We start from the raw sequence: 18,778 nt of genomic DNA, 5'->3' as shown, positions 1-18,778 counted from the left end.
CGACCGCCCCGGGAGCCCGCCATGTCGGTCACCCATTCCCTTGAGACCGACGTCCTGCGCCGGCAGGACCCGGCCCTGGCCGAGATCCTCCTGGCCGAGCTGGAGAGGCAGTCGACCACGCTCCAGCTGATCGCCGCCGAGAACTTCTGCTCGCCGGCCGTGCTGGCCGCCCTCGGCTCCGCGCTCGCCAACAAGTACGCCGAGGGCTATCCCGGCGCCCGGCACCACGGCGGCTGCGAGCTCGTCGACGTCGCCGAACGCGCGGCCATCGACCGGGCCAAGGCCCTGTTCGGCGCCGAGCACGCCAACGTCCAGTCCCACTCCGGTTCCTCGGCCGTTCTGGCCGCCTACGCGGCCCTGCTGCGCCCCGGTGACACCGTCCTCGCCCTCGGCCTGCCCTACGGCGGCCACCTCACCCACGGCTCCCCGGCGAACTTCTCCGGCCGCTGGTTCGACTTCGTCGGCTACGGCGTGGACGCCGAGACCGGGCTGATCGACCACGACCAGGTGCGCCACCTGGCCCGCAACCACCGGCCCAAGGCGATCGTGTGCGGCTCCATCGCCTACCCCCGGCACCTGGACTACGCCTTCTTCCGCGAGGTCGCCGACGAGGTCGGGGCCTATCTGATCGCCGACGCCGCGCATCCGATCGGCCTGGTCGCCGGGGGAGCGGCGCCCAACCCGGTGCCGTACGCGGACATCGTGTGCGCGACCACCCACAAGGTGCTGCGCGGCCCGCGCGGCGGGATGATCCTGTGCGGCGCGGAGCTGGCCGAGCGCGTGGACCGGGCCGTCTTCCCCTTCACCCAGAGCGGCGCCCAGATGCACACCATCGCCGCCAAGGCCGTCGCGTTCGGTGAGGCGGCGACCCCGGCGTTCGCCGCGTACGCCCACCAGGTGGTCGCCAACGCGCGCGTGCTGGCCGGTCATCTGGCCGCGGAGGGGCTGGCCGTCACCACCGGCGGCACGGACACCCATCTGATCACCGCCGACCCCGCCCCGCTCGGCGTGGACGGCCGCACCGCGCGCGGCCGGCTGCTGGCGGCCGGCCTGGTGCTGGACTGCTGCGCGCTGCCGCACGGCGACGGCCGCGGGCTGCGCCTGGGCACGGCCGCGGTGACCACCCAGGGCATGGGCGAGCCGGAGATGGTGCGGATCGCGGCGCTGCTGGCGGCCGTGCTGCGCGGTGAGACGGAGCCGGTCGCGGCGCGGGAGGAGGCGCGCGCGCTCACCGGCCAGTTTCCGCCGTATCCGGGCTGAACCGGGGTAGCCGACGGAGGTGCACAGACACTCGTGCAACCATCGTCGCTACCCGGAAGTCCTCATCCGTATGCGTCCGTCGCTAGGGTGTGGGGCTGTGATGGCCAGCGAGACCTGTGGGGAAGCCCGTGCGTGAATACCTGCTGACGCTCTGCATCACGGCTGCGGTGACGTACCTCCTGACGGGACCGGTACGGAAGTTCGCGATCGTGGCCGGGGCGATGCCGGAGATCCGTGCCCGGGACGTGCACCGGGAACCCACTCCGCGCCTCGGCGGTATCGCGATGTTCTTCGGGCTGTGCGCGGGTCTGCTGGTCGCCGACCACCTGACCAACCTCAACGAGGTCTTCGCGAAGTCCAACGAGCCGCGGGCGCTGCTCTCCGGCGCGGCCCTGATCTGGCTGATCGGTGTCCTGGACGACAAGTTCGAGATCGACGCCCTGATCAAGCTGGGCGGTCAGATGATCGCCGCGGGCGTGATGGTCATGCAGGGTCTGACGATCCTGTGGCTGCCCATCCCGGGCGTCGGCAACGTCGCGCTGACCCAGTGGCAGGGCACGCTGCTGACGGTCGCCCTGGTGGTCATCACGATCAACGCGGTGAACTTCGTGGACGGCCTGGACGGCCTCGCGGCGGGCATGGTGTGCATCGCGGCGGGCGCGTTCTTCCTGTACGCCTACCGGATCTGGTACTCGTACGGCATCGAGGCCGCCGCCCCCGGCACCCTGTTCGCGGCGATCCTGATGGGCATGTGCCTGGGCTTCCTGCCGCACAACATGCACCCGGCGCGGATCTTCATGGGCGACTCGGGGTCGATGCTCATCGGCCTGGTGCTGTCGGCCGGCGCGATCTCGATCACCGGCCAGGTGGACCCGGACGCGCTGAACCTGTACGCGGGTTCGGAGAAGGCGGCGGTCCACCAGACGGTCCCGGTGTACATCCCGCTGCTGCTGCCGCTGACGATCATCGCCGTACCGGCCGCCGACCTGGTGCTGGCGATCGTGCGCCGCACCTGGCGCGGTCAGTCGCCGTTCGCCGCCGACCGCGGCCATCTGCACCACCGTCTGCTGGAGATCGGCCACTCGCACAGCCGGGCCGTGCTGATCATGTACTTCTGGTCGGCGCTGATCGGCTTCGGGGCGCTGGCGTACTCGGTCAACTCGGCGTCGATGTGGATCGTGCTGGGCGTGGTCTTCCTGAGCGCGGTCGGTCTGGTCCTGCTGCTGCTCCCGCGCTTCACCCCGCGCGTGCCGGTGTGGGCCCAGCGGTTCGTGCCGCCGCGGTACCGCAGGCGCCGCCGGGCTCCCGAGGCCACCGCGGCGGCGGAGGCCGCCACCGGTTCGGAAGCGGAGGCTCCGGGCGGCGAGGAGCGGACCCCGGTCACGGCCGGTGTCTCGGGCGTCAACGGGGCGACCGCGATCGGCGCAAGGTCACGATTCCTCGATCGCCGTTGACGGCCAAGGTAAGAATCTGACTAGAGCATTGCCAACTCGTGGGGGAGCAAACGCCCCTAATACCAGACAAGTGGGCACGGTTTTTGCACAGACGCGCACTGTCACTCTCATGTGTGACAGCGAGCACACCTACCAGGTAAAGACCTCATCAAATAGTTTGTGATACGGTTCACGAGAACCCCGGATAGAGCCGAAGGACCCGAGTGCGACGGTCCATTGGTGTGAGGTCTCGATCACTCAGCCCGGGACTACGCTCGTCCATGACGACACCCTGCCCCCTGTGAAAAGCGGAGTTGCCGCCATGCCGTCCAATGACGTCCGGAACCTTGCGCAGATCGCCGTGCCCACGGCGGCTGCCGGCGTGATCGCCGTCGCCGTGAGCGCCGCGGTCGCGGGGGGCAAGGGCGCGCTCGGCGCGGTCGTCGGCACGGTGCTGGCCATCCTGTTCATGGGAATCGGCCTCTACGTGCTCCAGTGGACGGCAAAAACGCTCCCGCAGCTCTTCCAGGCGATGGGGCTGCTGCTCTACGTCGCCCAGCTGCTGCTCCTCCTGATCTTCGTCGCCGTCTTCAAGGACACCTCGCTCTTCAACGCGAAGACGTTCGCCGTGTCGCTCGTCGTCGCGACCGTCGTGTGGATGGCCGCGCAGGCACGCGCGCACATGAAGGCCAAGATCTTCTACATCGACCCGGACTCCGCGAAGAGCGAGAAGCCCGAGAAGACAGGGCGGAAGCCGTGAGGGGTAGGGGCGGGATAAAGGCTTGTGAGATCTCCTGCTATCGTCCGGTGCCAACTGCGGCATCGCGGGCGCGGGCATCTGAGCTGACGCCTGCTCGATCGCGAGGCTCGATGCCCCCCAGCCGCCCCCACATCCGTAACACCAGTCCGGTGCCGATCCGCGGCCGTGCGCCGCGCCGACACAACGAGGTTGCCGAACCCATGCGTCACGCCGAAGGAGCCCGCGGTGAGTGCTGACCAGACCCAGCTCGCCTTCGACTGGAGTTGTCGGATCATGTCCGACAACGGGTGTGGCTTCCCGGCTCCGGGCCTGCACTCCTTCCTGTTCAAGCCGCTCGCCACGGTCGGTGGCTTCGAGTTCAACAAGGTGATGCTGCTCGCGCTCGTCACCACCGTCCTCGTCGTCGCCTTCTTCTGGGCCGCCTTCGGCAAGGCCAAGGTCGTCCCGGGCAAGCTCCAGATGATCGGCGAGGCAGGCTACGACTTCGTCCGCCGCGGCATCGTGTACGAGACCCTCGGCAAGCGCGAGGGCGAGAAGTGGGTGCCGCTCATGGTCTCCCTCTTCTTCTTCATCTGGATCATGAACGTGTGGTCCGTGGTCCCGCTCGCGCAGTTCCCGGTCTCCTCGATCATCGCCTACCCGGCGGTGCTCGCCGCGATCGTCTACGTCACCTGGGTCGCGCTGACCTTCAAGAAGCACGGCTTCGTCGGCTTCTTCAAGAACGTCACCGGCTACGACAAGTCGCTCGGCCCGGTGCTGCCGCTGGTCATGGTCATCGAGTTCTTCTCGAACCTGCTGGTCCGCCCGTTCACGCACGCGGTGCGACTGTTCGCCAACATGTTCGCCGGTCACCTGATGCTGGTGATGTTCACCGTCGCCTCCTGGTACCTGCTGAACAGCTGGATGGTGCCGGCCGCCGGCGTCTCCTTCGTGATGACGATGGCCATGATCTGCTTCGAGCTCTTCGTCCAGGCCGTCCAGGCGTACGTCTTCGTCCTGCTGGCCTGCTCCTACATTCAGGGCGCTCTCGCCGAGCACCACTGAGTCGTACCACCGCCCCCAACCCCCCAGTCGTCCGGTGGCCAACCCCCACCGGTCCATGAAAGAGAAGGAAGAACCGGCATGTCCGCTCTCCAGACCCTTGCTGCTGAAACCGGCGTCCACGGCTCCGTCGGCTCCATCGGTTACGGCCTCGCCGCGATCGGCCCCGGCATCGGCGTCGGCATCATCTTCGGTAACGGCACCCAGGCCCTCGCCCGTCAGCCCGAGGCCGCCGGTCTGATCCGCGCCAACCAGATCCTGGGCTTCGCCTTCTGTGAGGCGCTCGCCCTCATCGGCATCGTTATGCCGTTCGTGTTCGGTAAGTAATCAGCGCTTACCCGACACGAATCGACGAAAGGCACTGATGTGATCGCCAACCTGGTTGCACTCGCGGCCGAGGAGGAGCAGAACCCGCTCGTTCCTCCGGGTCCCGAGCTGCTCGTCGGCACCATCGCCTTCGCCATCGTGTTCTTCTTCTTCTGGAAGAAGCTGCTTCCGAACATCAACAAGGTTCTGGAGGAGCGTCGCGCGGCGATCGAAGGCGGCATCGAAGAGGCCGACGCCATGAAGGTCGAGGCCCAGAGCGTCCTTGAGCAGTACAAGGCCCAGCTCGCCGAGGCCCGGCACGAGGCCGCGCGCCTGCGCCAGGAGGCGCAGGAGCAGGGTGCCGCGCTCATCGCCGAGATGCGGGCCGAGGGCCAGCGGCAGCGCGAGGAGATCGTCACCGCCGGCCACGCCCAGATCGAGGCCGACCGCAAGGCCGCCGCGTCCGCGCTGCGCCAGGACGTCGGCAAGCTCGCCACCGAACTGGCCGGCAAGCTCGTCGGCGAGTCCCTTGAGGACCACGCCCGCCAGAGCCGTGTGATCGACCGCTTCCTCGACGAGCTTGAGGAGAAGGCCGAGGCCGCGCGATGAACGGAGCGAGCCGCGAGGCCCTGGCAGCCGCACGTGAGCGTCTCGACGCGCTGACGGACTCCACGTCCGTCGACGCCGCGAAGCTCGCGGACGAGCTGGCGGCCGTCACCGCGCTGCTCGACCGCGAGGCCGGCCTGCGCCGGGTCCTCACCGACCCGGCGCAGCCCGGGGAGGCGAAGGCGCAGCTGGTCCAGCGCCTGATCGGCGGCCAGGTCAGCGGCTCCGCCGCCGACCTGGTGTCCGGACTGGCCCGGTCCCGCTGGTCGCAGCCCCGCGACCTGGTGGACGCGCTGGAGGAGCTGGCGAACATCGCCGACCTCACGGCCGCGGAGAAGACGGGCACCCTCGACGACGTCGAGGACGAGCTGTTCCGGTTCGGCCGGATCGTCTCCTCCAACACCGGGCTGCGCGCCGCGCTCACCGACCGTGCCGCCGGCACCTCGGCCAAGACCGAGCTGCTGCACCGGCTCCTGGGCGGACGGGCCAAGCCGGTCACCGAGCGGCTGGTGACGCGCCTCGCGACCGCGCCGCGTGGACGTAGCCTGGAGACGGGACTGGAGTCCCTGTCCAAGCTCGCCGCCGAGCGCCGGAACCGCGTGGTCGCCGTCGTCACCTCGGCGGTGCCGCTGAGCGACAGGCAGCGCGAGCGCCTCGGTGCCGCCCTGACCAAGCTCTACGGGCGCCGGATGCACCTCAACCTCGATGTCGACCCCGAGGTCGTCGGCGGGATCCGGGTGCAGGTCGGTGACGAGGTCATCAACGGCTCCCTCGCGGACCGGCTGGACGAGGCCGCCCGCCGCATGGCGAGCTAGCAGCAACTCGATATTTCGAGAAGAGCAGTACGTACTTACGGCCCTGGTTGGGCCGTGCAGAGGATTCCTGGGGGTCGCCCCCAGACCCCCAAAGTGAAACTTCGGGCCCAACAAGGAGAGCAGGGAACCCAGATGGCGGAGCTCACGATCCGGCCGGAGGAGATCCGGGACGCGCTGGAGAACTTCGTCCAGTCGTACAAGCCGGACGCGGCCTCGCGCGAGGAGGTCGGTACGGTCACCCTTGCCGGCGACGGCATCGCGAAGGTCGAGGGCCTGCCCTCGGCCATGGCCAACGAACTGCTGAAGTTCGAGGACGGCACCCTCGGCCTCGCGCTGAACCTGGAAGAGCGCGAGATCGGTGCCATCGTCCTCGGTGAGTTCAGCGGCATCGAGGAGGGTCAGCCGGTCACGCGCACCGGTGAGGTCCTCTCCGTCGCGGTCGGCGAGGGCTACCTCGGCCGTGTCGTCGACCCGCTCGGCAACCCGATCGACGGCCTCGGCGAGATCGAGACCGACGGCCGCCGCGCCCTTGAGCTGCAGGCCCCCACGGTCATGCAGCGCAAGTCGGTGCACGAGCCGATGGAGACGGGCTACAAGGCCGTCGACGCGATGACCCCGATCGGCCGTGGTCAGCGTCAGCTGATCATCGGCGACCGCCAGACCGGCAAGACCGCCCTGGCCGTCGACACGATCATCAACCAGCGCGACAACTGGCGCTCGGGCGACCCGAAGAAGCAGGTCCGCTGCATCTACGTCGCCATCGGCCAGAAGGGCTCCACCATCGCCGGCGTGCGCCGCGCGCTGGAGGAGAACGGCGCGCTGGAGTACACGACCATCGTCGCCGCCCCGGCGTCCGACCCGGCCGGCTTCAAGTACCTGGCGCCGTACACCGGTTCGGCCATCGGCCAGCACTGGATGTACCAGGGCAAGCACGTCCTGATCATCTTCGACGACCTGTCGAAGCAGGCCGACGCCTACCGTGCCGTGTCGCTGCTGCTGCGCCGCCCGCCGGGCCGTGAGGCCTACCCGGGTGACGTCTTCTACCTGCACTCCCGGCTGCTGGAGCGCTGCGCCAAGCTCTCCGACGACATGGGTGCCGGTTCGATGACCGGTCTGCCGATCGTCGAGACCAAGGCCAACGACGTCTCGGCGTTCATCCCGACCAACGTCATCTCCATCACCGACGGCCAGTGCTTCCTGGAGTCGGACCTGTTCAACGCCGGTCAGCGTCCCGCGCTGAACGTCGGTATCTCCGTCTCCCGAGTCGGTGGTTCCGCGCAGCACAAGGCGATGCGCCAGGTCTCCGGCCGCCTCCGTGTGGACCTCGCCCAGTTCCGTGAGCTGGAGGCGTTCGCCGCCTTCGGTTCCGACCTGGACGCGGCCTCGAAGGCCCAGCTGGAGCGCGGCCAGCGCATGGTCGAGCTGCTGAAGCAGGACCAGTACCAGCCGATGGCCACCGAGGACCAGGTCGTCTCCGTCTGGGCCGGCACCAACGGCCGCATGGACGACGTGCCGGTCGTCGACATCCGCCGCTTCGAGAAGGAGCTGCTGGACTTCCTGCACCGGAAGCACCAGGGCCTGCTCACCTCCATCCGCGAGGGCGCCAAGATGTCGGACGACACGATCCAGGCGATCGACGACGCCGTGGCGGAGTTCAAGAAGCAGTTCGAGACGAGCGACGGCAAGCTGCTCGGCGAGGACGTTCCTGCCGCTGCCGCCAAGTGACGTAAGGAAGGGACCTGACTCATGGGAGCCCAGCTCCGGGTCTACAAGCGTCGCATCCGATCCGTCAGCGCGACCAAGAAGATCACCAAGGCGATGGAGATGATCGCCGCCTCGCGCGTCGTCAAGGCGCAGCGCAAGGTGGCGGCCTCCACGCCGTACGCGCAGGAGCTCACGCGCGCGGTCACGGCGGTCGGTACGGGTTCGAACACCAAGCACCCGCTCACCACGGAGACGGAGAACCCGACCCGTGCCGCGGTCCTGCTCCTCACGAGCGACCGCGGTCTGGCCGGCGCCTTCAACTCCAACGCCATCAAGGCGGCGGAGCAGCTCACCGAGCGCCTGGAGCGCGAGGGCAAGCAGGTCGACACGTACATCGTCGGCCGGCGCGGTGTGGCCCACTACAACTTCCGTGAGCGCAAGATCGCGGAGTCGTGGAGCGGCTTCACCGACGAGCCGACGTACGCGGACGCCAAGAAGGTGGCGGCGCCGCTGATCGAGGCCATCGAGAAGGAGACGGCCGAGGGCGGCGTGGACGAACTCCACATCGTCTTCACCGAGTTCGTCTCGATGATGACGCAGACGGCGCTCGACGCCCGGCTGCTGCCGCTGCGCCTCGAAGAGGTCGCCGAGGAGGCTCACCCGAAGGGCGAGATCCTCCCGCTGTACGACTTCGAGCCCTCGGCGGAGGACGTCCTCGACGCCCTGCTGCCGCGCTACGTGGAGAGCCGCATCTACAACGCGCTGCTCCAGTCGGCCGCTTCGAAGCACGCCGCCACGCGGCGCGCGATGAAGTCGGCCACCGACAACGCGGGCGAGCTGATCAACACGCTGTCCCGTCTTGCCAACGCGGCCCGCCAGGCCGAAATCACCCAGGAAATCAGCGAGATCGTCGGTGGCGCGAGCGCCCTGGCCGACGCGACCGCGGGGAGTGACCGATAAATGACCACCACTGTTGAGACCGCGACGGCTACGGGCCGCGTCGCCCGGGTCATCGGCCCGGTCGTCGACGTGGAGTTCCCCGTCGACGCGATGCCGGACATCTACAACGCCCTCCACGTCGAGGTCGCCGACCCGGCCAACGCGGGCGAGAAGAAGACGCTGACCCTGGAGGTCGCCCAGCACCTGGGTGACGGCCTGGTCCGCACCATCTCCATGCAGCCGACCGACGGTCTGGTCCGCCAGGCCCCGGTCGTCGACACCGGCGACGGCATCACCGTCCCGGTCGGTGACTTCACCAAGGGCAAGGTGTTCAACACCCTCGGTGAGGTGCTGAACGTCGACGAGCAGTACGAGGGCGAGCGCTGGTCCATCCACCGCAAGGCCCCGAACTTCGACGAGCTTGAGTCGAAGACCGAGATGTTCGAGACCGGCGTCAAGGTCATCGACCTGCTGACCCCGTACGTCAAGGGCGGCAAGATCGGTCTGTTCGGCGGCGCCGGCGTCGGCAAGACGGTGCTCATCCAGGAGATGATCTACCGCGTCGCCAACAACCACGACGGTGTCTCCGTGTTCGCCGGTGTCGGTGAGCGCACCCGTGAGGGCAACGACCTGATCGAGGAGATGTCCGACTCGGGCGTCATCGACAAGACCGCGCTGGTCTTCGGTCAGATGGACGAGCCGCCGGGCACCCGTCTGCGCGTCGCGCTGGCCGGCCTCACCATGGCCGAGTACTTCCGTGACGTCCAGAAGCAGGACGTGCTGTTCTTCATCGACAACATCTTCCGCTTCACGCAGGCCGGTTCCGAGGTCTCCACGCTGCTCGGCCGTATGCCGTCCGCGGTGGGTTACCAGCCGAACCTGGCCGACGAGATGGGCCTCCTCCAGGAGCGCATCACCTCGACCCGCGGTCACTCGATCACCTCGATGCAGGCGATCTACGTCCCCGCCGACGACCTGACCGACCCGGCCCCGGCCACCACCTTCGCCCACCTCGACGCGACGACGGTTCTGTCCCGTCCGATCTCCGAGAAGGGCATCTACCCGGCCGTGGACCCGCTGGACTCCACGTCCCGGATCCTGGACCCGCGCTACATCTCGCAGGACCACTACAACGCGGCCATGCGCGTGAAGACGATCCTGCAGAAGTACAAGGACCTCCAGGACATCATCGCGATCCTCGGTATCGACGAGCTCGGCGAGGAGGACAAGCTCGTCGTCCACCGTGCCCGTCGGGTGGAGCGCTTCCTGTCCCAGAACACCCACGTCGCCAAGCAGTTCACCGGCGTGGACGGCTCGGACGTGCCGCTCGACGAGTCGATCGCCGCGTTCAACGCGATCTGCGACGGCGAGTACGACCACTTCCCCGAGCAGGCGTTCTTCATGTGCGGTGGTCTTGAGGACCTCAAGAAGAACGCGAAGGAGCTGGGCGTCTCCTGACTTCGGGCACTCGCCTGAGTCGTGAGGGGGCGGGGTGCGTCCCGCCCCCTCACTCACGCCCACTAGAATTGACCCCAACACCCGGCGCCCCTGCCGGGTGGTGACCCGAGGAGCCACCCTTGGCTGCTGAGCTGCACGTCGAGCTGGTCGCCGCCGACCGCCAGGTCTGGTCCGGCGAGGCCACCCTGGTCGTCGCGCGCACCACGTCCGGCGACATCGGCGTCATGCCCGGTCACCAGCCGCTGCTCGGTGTGCTGGAGTCGGGCCCGGTGACCATCCGTACGAGTGAAGGTGGAACGGTCGTCGCCGCGGTGCACGGCGGTTTCATCTCGTTCGCGGACAACAAGCTGTCCCTGCTGGCCGAGATCGCCGAGCTGTCGGACGAGATCGATGTCCAGCGCACGGAGCGGGAACTGGAGCGTGCGAAGGCGGAGGGCGACGCCGTCGCCGAGCGCCGCGCGGACGTCCGACTGCGTGCTGCGACGGCGCGCTGAACCAGCCGCGCTGTACGTTGACGTCACTCAGCCGCGGCCGGCCCGGAGCAATCCGGTGCCGGTCGCGGCTGAGGCAGATGTGGGTGTTTTTTCCGTTTCATTACTCAGTCGTAGAAGCAGTTCTACCTAGGAGACGAGGAGGTCGGTGCCGATGGTCCTCGCTCTGACTGTGTGCGGGATCGTGGTCGCGCTCGTGGTGGTGGGACTGTTCCTGTTCGGGCTGCGCCGCAGGCTCATCCAGCGCTCCGGTGGCACCTTCGACTGTTCGCTGCGCTGGGACCTGCCCGAGAAACCGGACACGGGCGGCAAGGGCTGGTCCTACGGTGTCGCCCGCTACAACGGCGACCGGATCGAGTGGTACCGGGTCTTCTCCTACGCCCCCCGCCCCCGCCGCGTCCTGGAGCGCGGTCAGATCGAGGTGGCCGGACGCCGGCTGCCCGAGGGCGAGGAGGAGCTGGCGCTGCTGTCCGACGCGGTGGTGCTGGCCTGCACCCACCGGGGCACGCGCCTGGAACTCGCCATGAGCGAAGACGCGCTGACCGGTTTCCTCGCGTGGCTGGAGGCAGCCCCGCCGGGTCAGCGCGTCAATGTCGCTTAGTGCTCTGTTCGCTCTTACAGGTTGCTGCTGATCGCGTTCACCAGTTCACCGTTGCTGGTGTCGCCGCTGAACTCCCAGAAGAACGCGCCGCCGAGGCCCTGGTTCTTGGCCCACGCCATCTTCGAGGCGATGGTGGCGGGGGTGTCGTACGACCACCAGTTGCTGCCGCAGTGCGCGTAGGCGGTGCCGGCGACGGTGCCGGTGGCCGGGCAGGACGTCTTGAGGACCTTGTAGTCCTCGATGCCCTGCTCGTAGGTGCCGGTCGCCGGGCCGGTGGCCGTGCCGCCCGGGGCGTCCTGGGTGACGCCGGTCCAGCCGCGGCCGTAGAAGCCGATGCCGATGAGCAGCTTCTTCGCGGGCACGCCGATCGCCTTGAACTTGGCCATCGCGTCGGCGGTGGTGAAGCCCGCCTTCGGGATGCCGTCGTACGAGGTGAGCGGGGAGTGCGGGGCGGTGGGGCCCTTGGCGTCCCAGGCGCCGAAGAAGTCGTACGTCATCACGTTGTACCAGTCGACGTACTGGGCGGCGCCCGCGTAGTCCGCGGCCTCGATCTTGCCGCCGGCCGAGCCGTCGGCGGTGGTGGCCGCGGTGACCAGGTTGTTCGAGCCGAACTTGGCGCGCAGCGCGGACATCACGTTCTTGAAGGCCGCGGCCCCGCTGGTGTCACAGGTCAGACCGCAGGCGTTCGGGTACTCCCAGTCGATGTCGATGCCGTCGAAGACATCGGCCCAGCGCGGGTCCTCGACCAGGTCGTAGCAGGACTGGGCGAAGGCGGCCGGGTTCTTGGCCGCGTCCGCGAAGCCGCCGGACCAGGTCCAGCCGCCGAAGGACCACAGCACCTTGATGTTCGGGTACTTGGCCTTCAGCTGGCGCAGCTGGTTGAAGTTGCCGCGCAGCGGCTGGTCCCAGGTGTCGGCGACGCCGCTGACCGACTGGTCGGCGGTGAAGGCCTTGTCGTAGTCGGCGTAGGAGTCGCCGATCGCGCACTTGCCGCCGGTGACGTTGCCGAAGGCGTAGTTGATGTGCGTGATCTTGGCCGCGGAGCCGGACGTCACCAGGTTCTTGACGTTGTAGTTGCGGCCGTAGATGCCCCACTCGGTGAAGTAGCCGAGCTTGACCTTGTCGCCGGTGGGCGGGGGAGTGGTGCCGCCGCCGGTGGTGTGCACCTTGACCGCGCCGCTGACCGGGCCGGTCTGGTCGGCGGTGTCCCGGGCCTGCACGGTGTAGGAGTAGTCGGTGCCGGCGGTCAGGCCCGTGTCGGTGTACGACGTGGTGGTGACCGTGGCGACCTTGGAGCCGTCGCGCAGGACGTCGTAGTTCTTGACGCCCTTGTCGTCGGTGGCCGCGCTCCAGGAGAGCTTCACCGAGGTGTCGGTGACCGAGGAGGCGGTCGGGGTGCCGGGGGCGGAGGGGGCCGCGTCGCCGGGGACCGTCGTACCGTCGCAACTGTCGCCGTTCAGCTTGCAGTTGGACGGGGAGCCGGAGCCCGCGCCGTTGAAGCCGAAGGAGACGGAGGCGCCCGGGGCGAGGGTGCCGTTGTAGGACTTGTTCTTCGCGGTCCAGTGGGTGCCGGAACCGGTGACGTCCGCGTCCCAGGCGGAGGTGACGGACGTGCCGGAGGGGAAGTCCCACTCGACGGTCCAGGAACTGATGCTGCTGCTACCGGTGTTCTTGATGGTCCACTGACCACCGAAGCCGGTGCCCCAGTCGCTCGTCTTGGCGAAGACGGCCGTCGCGTTGGTCGCCGCCTGGGCGGGGCCGGCGAGTCCGACCAGACCGGCCAGGGGGAGCAACAGGGTCGCGAACCCTGCCGCGGCTCTGTGTCTGAAGCGCATGCTGCGCCTCCCTCGTCATCGGGGATGTCAGGGGCATGACTGAGCCTTCACGCCCCACGGTGCTGCGAGGGTAGAAAGGTCTGGACCACCCGTCAATAGGTCTGGACCATTCCTGGGGCGAGCCGCGCTAGACCCCCAACTCCCGGGCGAGAACCGCCGCTTGCACCCGGCTGCGCAGCCCCAGCTTGGCCAGCAACCGGCTGACGTGCGTCTTCACCGTGCCCTCCGCCATGTCCAGCCGGGCCGCGATCTCCGCGTTCGACAGGCCCTCGCCGATACGGCGCAGCACCTCCCGCTCCCGCCGGGTGAGCCCCTCCAGCACGGCCGGGTCGGCCTCCGCCTCCCGCGCCGGGGCCGCGGCGAACTCGGCGATCAGCCGCCGGGTCACCGCCGGGGCGACGATCCCCTCGCCGCGCGCCACCGTACGCACCGCCTCCAGCAACTGCCCCGCCTCGGCGTTCTTCAGCAGGAATCCGGCCGCGCCCGCCCGCAGCGCCCCGAAGACGTACTCGTCGAGGTCGAAGGTGGTCAGCACGAGCACGTCCGCGAGCCGCTCGGCGACGATCCGCCGGGTCGCGGACACCCCGTCCAGCCGGGGCATCTGCACGTCCATCAGGACCAGATCGGGGCCGAGGGCGCGGGTCAGCTCGACCGCCTGCTCGCCGTCCGCCGCCTCGCCGACCACCTCGATGTCCGGCGCGCTGCGCAGGATCAGGACGAGCCCGGCGCGGACGGCGGACTGGTCCTCGGCGACCAGGACACGGATCATGCGGGATCTCCTTCGGTGAGCGGAAGCGTGGCGCGTACGGCCCACAGGGCACCCCGCGGCCCGGCCTCGAACGTGCCGCCGAGCAGCGCGGCCCGCTCCCGCATCCCGGTCAGGCCGGAACCGGAGCCGGGTGCGCGCGGGCCGTCGCCGGGCCGGTAGGGGCTGGTCACCCGGATGTCCAGCCGCCCGTCCCGCTGCCGGAGCGAGACCCGGACGCGCCCCTGCGCCGCGTGCTTCAGGGCGTTGGTCAGCGACTCCTGCACGATCCGGTAGGCGGCGAGCTCCACGGGCGCCGGCACCTTGCCGTGGCCGGCGTCGAGCGTGACGTCCAGGCCGCCCGCCCGAGCCCTGTCGACCAGCGCGCCGAGCCCGTCCAGCGTGGGGGACGCGGCGGGCTCCCGGTCCCCGGAGCTGTCCCGCAGGATGCCGATCAGCCGGCGCATCTCCGCGAGCCCCGCCACGCTGTTCTCCCGGATGACGGCCAGCGCCTCCCGGGAGGTCTTCGGGTCGTCGAGGGAGAGCGCGGCCGTGGAGTGGATGGCGATGGCCGACAGATGGTTGGCGACCATGTCGTGCAACTCCCGCGCCATCCGGGCCCGTTCCGCGGTGACCGCCTGGGTGCGGTCCATCTCGGCCAGCAGCGCGGTCTGTTCCGCGCGCAGCCGGGCGGCCTCGGCGGCGTCGCGGTGGTTGCGCACCAGGGCGCCGGTGGCGGCCGGGGCCAGCGCCACCACCCCGACGCCCACACCGATCAGCAGCCCCTGCGGGTCCCGCCACAGCGCCGCCGGCACGATCCCGCCGACGACCGTCAGCATCCCGGTGATCCACGGGATGCGGCGGGCGGAGGCCGGGGTGCCGTACAGGACGGCCGCGTACACCAGGTCGGTGTACAGCACGATGGTGACGATGCTGCCGAGGGTCACGGTGTCCAGGACCAGGGCGCCCGTGCCGGCCAGCAGCCCGAGGCGCGGGCGGACACGGCGCAGCGGCTCGCAGGCGGCGGTCACCGCCAGCGGCACCAGCGGCGCCCAGGGCGCGTGCCACAGCACCAGGCTGTCGGACGCCAGGCGGGGATGGATGCCGAGCGCCCACAGCAGCACCCCGCCGAGCAGCCCGGCCACGGCGATGCGCAGGTCGTCGCGGTGCGGGCGGGGCAGTGCGAGGGGCATGCCCCCATCCAACACGGGCCGGGGGCGGACCGCCTGCTTCCGGGGGAGGGTCCCGGAGTGCGACTTTCGCTTACCGCGGTCTCCTCTGCGCCGACGACGAAACCGGCGGCCCCGGCCGGGAGCCTGGAAGGGTGGACGAGGGGAGCGAACCGTGATCGTCGGACTGATCATCGCCTGCGAGGTGGCGTTCTGGGTGCTGCTGGCGGCCGGACTGGCCTTCCGGTACGTGTTCCGGATGCCGCGCACCGGTCTGGCCCTGCTGCTGTGCGAGCCGCTCCTGGAGATCGTGCTCCTCGCCGTCACCGCGATCGACCTGAGGAACGGCGCCGAACCGGACTGGCGGCACGGCCTCGCCGCGGTCTACATCGGCTTCACGGTCGGCCTGGGCCACTCCACCATCAGGTGGGCGGACGCCCGGGTGGCCCACCGCTTCGCCGGCGGGCCGCCCCCGGTGAAGCCGCCCCGGTACGGCACGGCCCGCGCCGTCCACGAGTGGAAGGTCGCGGCCCGCTGGATCCTCGCCTCGGCCGTCGCCCTCGCCCTGCTCCAGGGCGCGGTCTGGTACGTCGGCGATTCCGGGGACACCCGTTCGCTGCGGGCCTGGCAGCAGCGCATGCTGTGGGTGATCGGCATCAACGTGGTCATCGCCGCGAGCTACACGCTGTTCCCCAAGCGGGAGCGGCAGCGGGAGCGCGGGGCTGACGAAAACCCCGTCGACAGCGGGGCGGGCGCCGGGACATCATCGCCGCGATGACACGCACCGACACGCCTCCCGCCTGGGACGAGCGCACCCAGCTGACCACCTTCCTCACCTACGTCCGCGCCACCGCGCGCGCCAAGTGCGAGGAACTCTCCGACGAGGACGCCGTGAAGGCGATCCTCCCCGGCTCCCCGCTGATGACCCTGAGCGGGTTGATCAACCATCTGCGCTGGGTCGAGTACTACTGGTTCCGGGTCGTCTTCCTGGGTGAGCCGGACGAAGGCCCCTGGACCGACGAGGACCCCGACCGCGAGATGCGGATCGCCGTCGACATCCCGCTGTCCCGGCTCCTCGCCGAGTACGCCGAGGAGGCCGCCCGGCACGACGAACTCGTCGCCGCGCACGACCTGGACACCAAAGCGCGGATGAAACGGAGCGACGGCAGCGCGGTGGACCTGCGCTGGATCCTGCTCCACCTCATCGAGGAGACGGCCCGCCACAACGGCCACATCGACATCCTGCGCGAGCAGATCGACGGCCGGACCGGCGACTAGAACAGCGGGGCCTAGCGCTCCCCGCCCGGCACCCACAGCACGTCGCCGGTCTCCCGGTTCGCGCTGCGGGCCAGGATGAACAGCAGGTCGGAGAGGCGGTTCAGGTAGGTCGCGGTGAGCGGGTTCATCGTCTCGCCGTGCACCTCCAGGGCCGCCCAGGTGGAGCGCTCGGCCCGGCGTACGACCGTGCACGCCTGGTGCAGCAGGGCGGCACCCGGTGTGCCGCCCGGCAGGATGAAGGAGCGCAGCTTCTCCAGCCGCTCGTTGAAGCGGTCGCAGTCCGCCTCCAGCCGGTCGATGTAGAACTGCTCCACCCTCAGCGGCGGGAACTCCGGGTTCTCCACCACCGGCGTCGACAGGTCCGCGCCGACGTCGAACAGGTCGTTCTGCACGCGGGTGAGGACCGTGACGATCTCCTCGTCCAGGCCGCCCAGCGCGATGGCGGTGCCGATCACCGCGTTGGCCTCGTTGGCGTCCGCGTAGGCGGAGATCCTGAGGTCCGTCTTGGGTACCCGGCTCATGTCGCCGAGGCTGGTGGTGCCCCGGTCGCCGGTCCTCGTGTAGATGCGCGTCAGGTTGACCATGTGGCCAGCGTAGTTACGCCCCGGCCGTCCGGGACACCCGTGTGCCCCCCGTCACGGCCGGTACGGCGAGCCGATCAGCCTGCCGGCCGTCGGCGCAGGGGGTCCGTGAGGTGGGCGTGGGGGCTGGCGCCCGGAGTGAGCCCTGGCGGAGCGCACTCGCACCCCCTGCGTGTCGCCGTGTGACGGTCCGGGCGCAGAGCGTATCGGTGGGCATCTGGCCGCGGTGCCGGAAGGAGTGGTGCCGTACCGGTGCGGGCTGACGCCCACTCACCCGCCGCCGCCCCTGTACCTCTGCCGGTGTGATCTCCGTCAAATGGGACGTGACGCGCGTTACTTACCGGTCACACAGCGGCGCCGGAGCGCTATGGTCCGCCGAGGGGCAGACCTTTCACCGCGTTCATAGGGAGTCGGAGTGGCACGGAAGCTCGCCGTCATCGGGGCCGGTCTCATGGGTTCCGGCATCGCCCAGGTCGCCGCGCAGGCGGGCTGGGACGTCGTCCTGCGTGACGTCACCGACGAGGCGCTGAAGCGCGGCACCGACGGCATCAAGGCCTCGTACGACAAGTTCGTCGGCAAGGGCAAGCTGGCGGCCGAGGACGCCGAGGCCGCCCTCGCGCGCATCACCCCGACCACCGACCTGGACGCCGCCGCCGACGCCGACATCGTGGTGGAGGCCGTCTTCGAGAAGCTGGAGGTCAAGCACGAGATCTTCCGCGCGCTCGACAAGCTCGTGCGCGAGGACACCGTGCTCGCCTCCAACACCTCCGCCATCCCGATCACCAAGATCGCGGCGGCCACCGAGCGCCCCGAGCGGGTCGTCGGCGTGCACTTCTTCTCGCCGGTGCCGATGATGCAGCTCGTCGAGCTGGTCCGCGGCTACAAGACCAGCGACGAAACCCTCGCCACCGCCCGGCAGTTCGCCGAGTCCGTCGGCAAGACCTGCATCGTCGTCAACCGGGACGTCGCCGGCTTCGTCACCACCCGGCTCATCTCCGCCCTCGTGGTGGAGGCGACCAAGCTCTACGAGTCCGGCGTCGCCACCGCCGAGGACATCGACCTCGCCTGCAAGCTGGGCTTCGGCCACGCCATGGGCCCGCTCGCCACCGCCGACCTCACCGGCGTGGACATCCTGCTGCACGCCACGAGCAACATCTACACCGAGTCCCAGGACGAGAAGTTCGCCCCGCCGGAGCTGATGCGCCGGATGGTGGACGCCGGTGACATCGGCCGCAAGAGCGGGCAGGGCTTCTACACGTACTGAGTCAACCCGATCACGCACAACCACCCCGGGAGTGTCACTCCCCGGGGTGAATTCGGTATCGGTTCGCTTACAAGCAGCAACCGCACCGCCACCCGAACAGTCAGACGTTGCACAGCACCGTCACCGAGTACGCCAACCGCACTCAACGGGGGAGCGCATATGCACATCAGGGGCGACCACGCCGAGCTGGTCGTCGGGGGCCGCCTCGACGTCCGCAGCGCGGCGGACGCCCGTACGGCCCTGCACTCGGCCGTCGACACCGGAGTCGGCGACCTGGTGCTCGACCTGTCCGAACTGGACTCCTGGGACGCCACCGGACTCGGGGTGATCATGGGTGCCCACCGGCGGGCCGGCCGCTGCGGACGGCGTCTGGTACTGCGGGGCGTGCCCCCGCAGATGCAGCGTCTGCTGGTGGCGACCCGGCTGCACCGCATCCTCGCCATCGAGGGCGGCATCGGGGTGGAGTCGCTGCCCCGGGTGTGAGGTGCGCAA

20 protein-coding genes are annotated in these 18,778 nt (G+C 69.6%); 16 read left to right on the top strand and 4 right to left on the bottom strand.

Annotated features, from left to right (window positions below; genetic code table 11):
- Window positions 1-21: 21 nt before the first annotated feature.
- The 12 genes from AQJ11_RS23055 (at window position 22) to AQJ11_RS23000 (ending at window position 11,414) form a co-directional block, all read left to right on the top strand.
- Window positions 22-1,260 carry a serine hydroxymethyltransferase gene (locus AQJ11_RS23055; protein WP_014675005.1) on the top strand — a complete coding sequence of 413 codons (1,239 nt, stop codon included), beginning with the start codon at window positions 22-24 and terminating at the stop codon, window positions 1,258-1,260.
- Between the two features lie 128 nt (window positions 1,261-1,388).
- A complete protein-coding gene (locus AQJ11_RS23050; protein ID WP_059264207.1) occupies window positions 1,389-2,714 on the top strand; it encodes an MraY family glycosyltransferase in 1,326 nt (441 codons plus the stop codon).
- Window positions 2,715-3,015: 301 nt separating this feature from the next.
- Complete coding sequence (locus AQJ11_RS23045; RefSeq protein ID WP_014675007.1) at window positions 3,016-3,453, top strand: Cg1360 family ATP-synthase-associated protein; 438 nt, start codon at window positions 3,016-3,018, stop codon at window positions 3,451-3,453.
- A 225-nt stretch (window positions 3,454-3,678) separates the two neighbouring features.
- Window positions 3,679-4,497, top strand: a complete 819-nt coding sequence (gene atpB, locus AQJ11_RS23040; protein WP_014675008.1) for a F0F1 ATP synthase subunit A — start codon at window positions 3,679-3,681, stop codon at window positions 4,495-4,497.
- Window positions 4,498-4,575: 78 nt separating this feature from the next.
- Entirely contained in the window at window positions 4,576-4,821 is a 246-nt protein-coding gene (gene atpE / locus AQJ11_RS23035; RefSeq protein ID WP_014675009.1) for an ATP synthase F0 subunit C, read from the top strand.
- A 39-nt stretch (window positions 4,822-4,860) separates the two neighbouring features.
- The gene (locus AQJ11_RS23030; protein ID WP_014675010.1) at window positions 4,861-5,409 is read left to right on the top strand and encodes a F0F1 ATP synthase subunit B; all 549 of its coding nucleotides are present in this window, start codon (window positions 4,861-4,863) and stop codon (window positions 5,407-5,409) included.
- On the top strand, window positions 5,406-6,221 hold the full coding sequence (locus AQJ11_RS23025) for a F0F1 ATP synthase subunit delta (protein ID WP_059264206.1): 816 nt from the start codon (window positions 5,406-5,408) through the stop codon (window positions 6,219-6,221). The genes AQJ11_RS23030 and AQJ11_RS23025 overlap by 4 nt, the downstream gene beginning before the upstream one ends.
- Before the next feature lie 132 nt (window positions 6,222-6,353).
- Window positions 6,354-7,946 (top strand): F0F1 ATP synthase subunit alpha, encoded by a 1,593-nt coding sequence (gene atpA, locus AQJ11_RS23020; protein WP_014675012.1) that lies wholly within the window; start codon window positions 6,354-6,356, stop codon window positions 7,944-7,946.
- A gap of 21 nt (window positions 7,947-7,967) precedes the next feature.
- Window positions 7,968-8,885, top strand: a complete 918-nt coding sequence (locus AQJ11_RS23015; RefSeq protein ID WP_014675013.1) for a F0F1 ATP synthase subunit gamma — start codon at window positions 7,968-7,970, stop codon at window positions 8,883-8,885.
- The gene (gene atpD, locus AQJ11_RS23010; protein ID WP_014675014.1) at window positions 8,886-10,322 is read left to right on the top strand and encodes a F0F1 ATP synthase subunit beta; all 1,437 of its coding nucleotides are present in this window, start codon (window positions 8,886-8,888) and stop codon (window positions 10,320-10,322) included.
- A gap of 119 nt (window positions 10,323-10,441) precedes the next feature.
- Window positions 10,442-10,816: a F0F1 ATP synthase subunit epsilon gene (locus AQJ11_RS23005; RefSeq protein WP_014675015.1), complete on the top strand. Its 375-nt coding sequence runs from the start codon at window positions 10,442-10,444 to the stop codon at window positions 10,814-10,816.
- A gap of 151 nt (window positions 10,817-10,967) precedes the next feature.
- Window positions 10,968-11,414, top strand: a complete 447-nt coding sequence (locus tag AQJ11_RS23000) for a DUF2550 domain-containing protein (protein WP_014675016.1) — start codon at window positions 10,968-10,970, stop codon at window positions 11,412-11,414.
- A 14-nt stretch (window positions 11,415-11,428) separates the two neighbouring features.
- On the opposite strand, the gene AQJ11_RS22995 is transcribed toward AQJ11_RS23000, so the two are convergent.
- The 3 genes from AQJ11_RS22995 to AQJ11_RS22985 form a co-directional block, all read right to left on the bottom strand.
- Window positions 11,429-13,249 (bottom strand): glycoside hydrolase family 18 chitinase, encoded by a 1,821-nt coding sequence (locus AQJ11_RS22995; protein ID WP_014675017.1) that lies wholly within the window; start codon window positions 13,247-13,249, stop codon window positions 11,429-11,431.
- A gap of 127 nt (window positions 13,250-13,376) precedes the next feature.
- Window positions 13,377-14,018 carry a response regulator gene (locus tag AQJ11_RS22990; protein ID WP_014675018.1) on the bottom strand — a complete coding sequence of 214 codons (642 nt, stop codon included), beginning with the start codon at window positions 14,016-14,018 and terminating at the stop codon, window positions 13,377-13,379.
- The gene (locus AQJ11_RS22985) at window positions 14,015-15,187 is read right to left on the bottom strand and encodes a sensor histidine kinase (protein WP_059264205.1); all 1,173 of its coding nucleotides are present in this window, start codon (window positions 15,185-15,187) and stop codon (window positions 14,015-14,017) included. Before AQJ11_RS22985 ends, AQJ11_RS22990 begins: the two co-directional genes overlap by 4 nt.
- Before the next feature lie 151 nt (window positions 15,188-15,338).
- Between AQJ11_RS22985 and AQJ11_RS22980 the strand changes: the two genes are divergently transcribed.
- Together AQJ11_RS22980 and AQJ11_RS22975 are read left to right on the top strand one after the other, a co-directional pair.
- On the top strand, window positions 15,339-15,941 hold the full coding sequence (locus AQJ11_RS22980) for a hypothetical protein (protein WP_059264204.1): 603 nt from the start codon (window positions 15,339-15,341) through the stop codon (window positions 15,939-15,941).
- Window positions 15,938-16,441: a DinB family protein gene (locus AQJ11_RS22975; protein WP_059264203.1), complete on the top strand. Its 504-nt coding sequence runs from the start codon at window positions 15,938-15,940 to the stop codon at window positions 16,439-16,441. The genes AQJ11_RS22980 and AQJ11_RS22975 overlap by 4 nt, the downstream gene beginning before the upstream one ends.
- An 11-nt stretch (window positions 16,442-16,452) precedes the next feature.
- On the opposite strand, the gene AQJ11_RS22970 is transcribed toward AQJ11_RS22975, so the two are convergent.
- Complete coding sequence (locus AQJ11_RS22970) at window positions 16,453-17,025, bottom strand: cob(I)yrinic acid a,c-diamide adenosyltransferase (RefSeq protein ID WP_059264202.1); 573 nt, start codon at window positions 17,023-17,025, stop codon at window positions 16,453-16,455.
- A 412-nt stretch (window positions 17,026-17,437) separates the two neighbouring features.
- Here AQJ11_RS22970 and AQJ11_RS22965 point away from each other — a divergent pair, with 412 nt between their 5' ends.
- Window positions 17,438-18,286, top strand: a complete 849-nt coding sequence (locus AQJ11_RS22965) for a 3-hydroxyacyl-CoA dehydrogenase family protein (RefSeq protein ID WP_059264201.1) — start codon at window positions 17,438-17,440, stop codon at window positions 18,284-18,286.
- Window positions 18,287-18,445: 159 nt separating this feature from the next.
- Window positions 18,446-18,769 carry an STAS domain-containing protein gene (locus tag AQJ11_RS22960; RefSeq protein WP_014675024.1) on the top strand — a complete coding sequence of 108 codons (324 nt, stop codon included), beginning with the start codon at window positions 18,446-18,448 and terminating at the stop codon, window positions 18,767-18,769.
- Window positions 18,770-18,778: the final 9 nt, after the last annotated feature.

It is taken from the genome of Streptomyces corchorusii, from assembly GCF_001514055.1.
Lineage (GTDB): Bacteria > Actinomycetota > Actinomycetes > Streptomycetales > Streptomycetaceae > Streptomyces > Streptomyces olivaceoviridis.
Note: the sequence above shows the minus strand (reverse complement) of the source record. Positions and strands in the feature narration are given on the sequence as shown.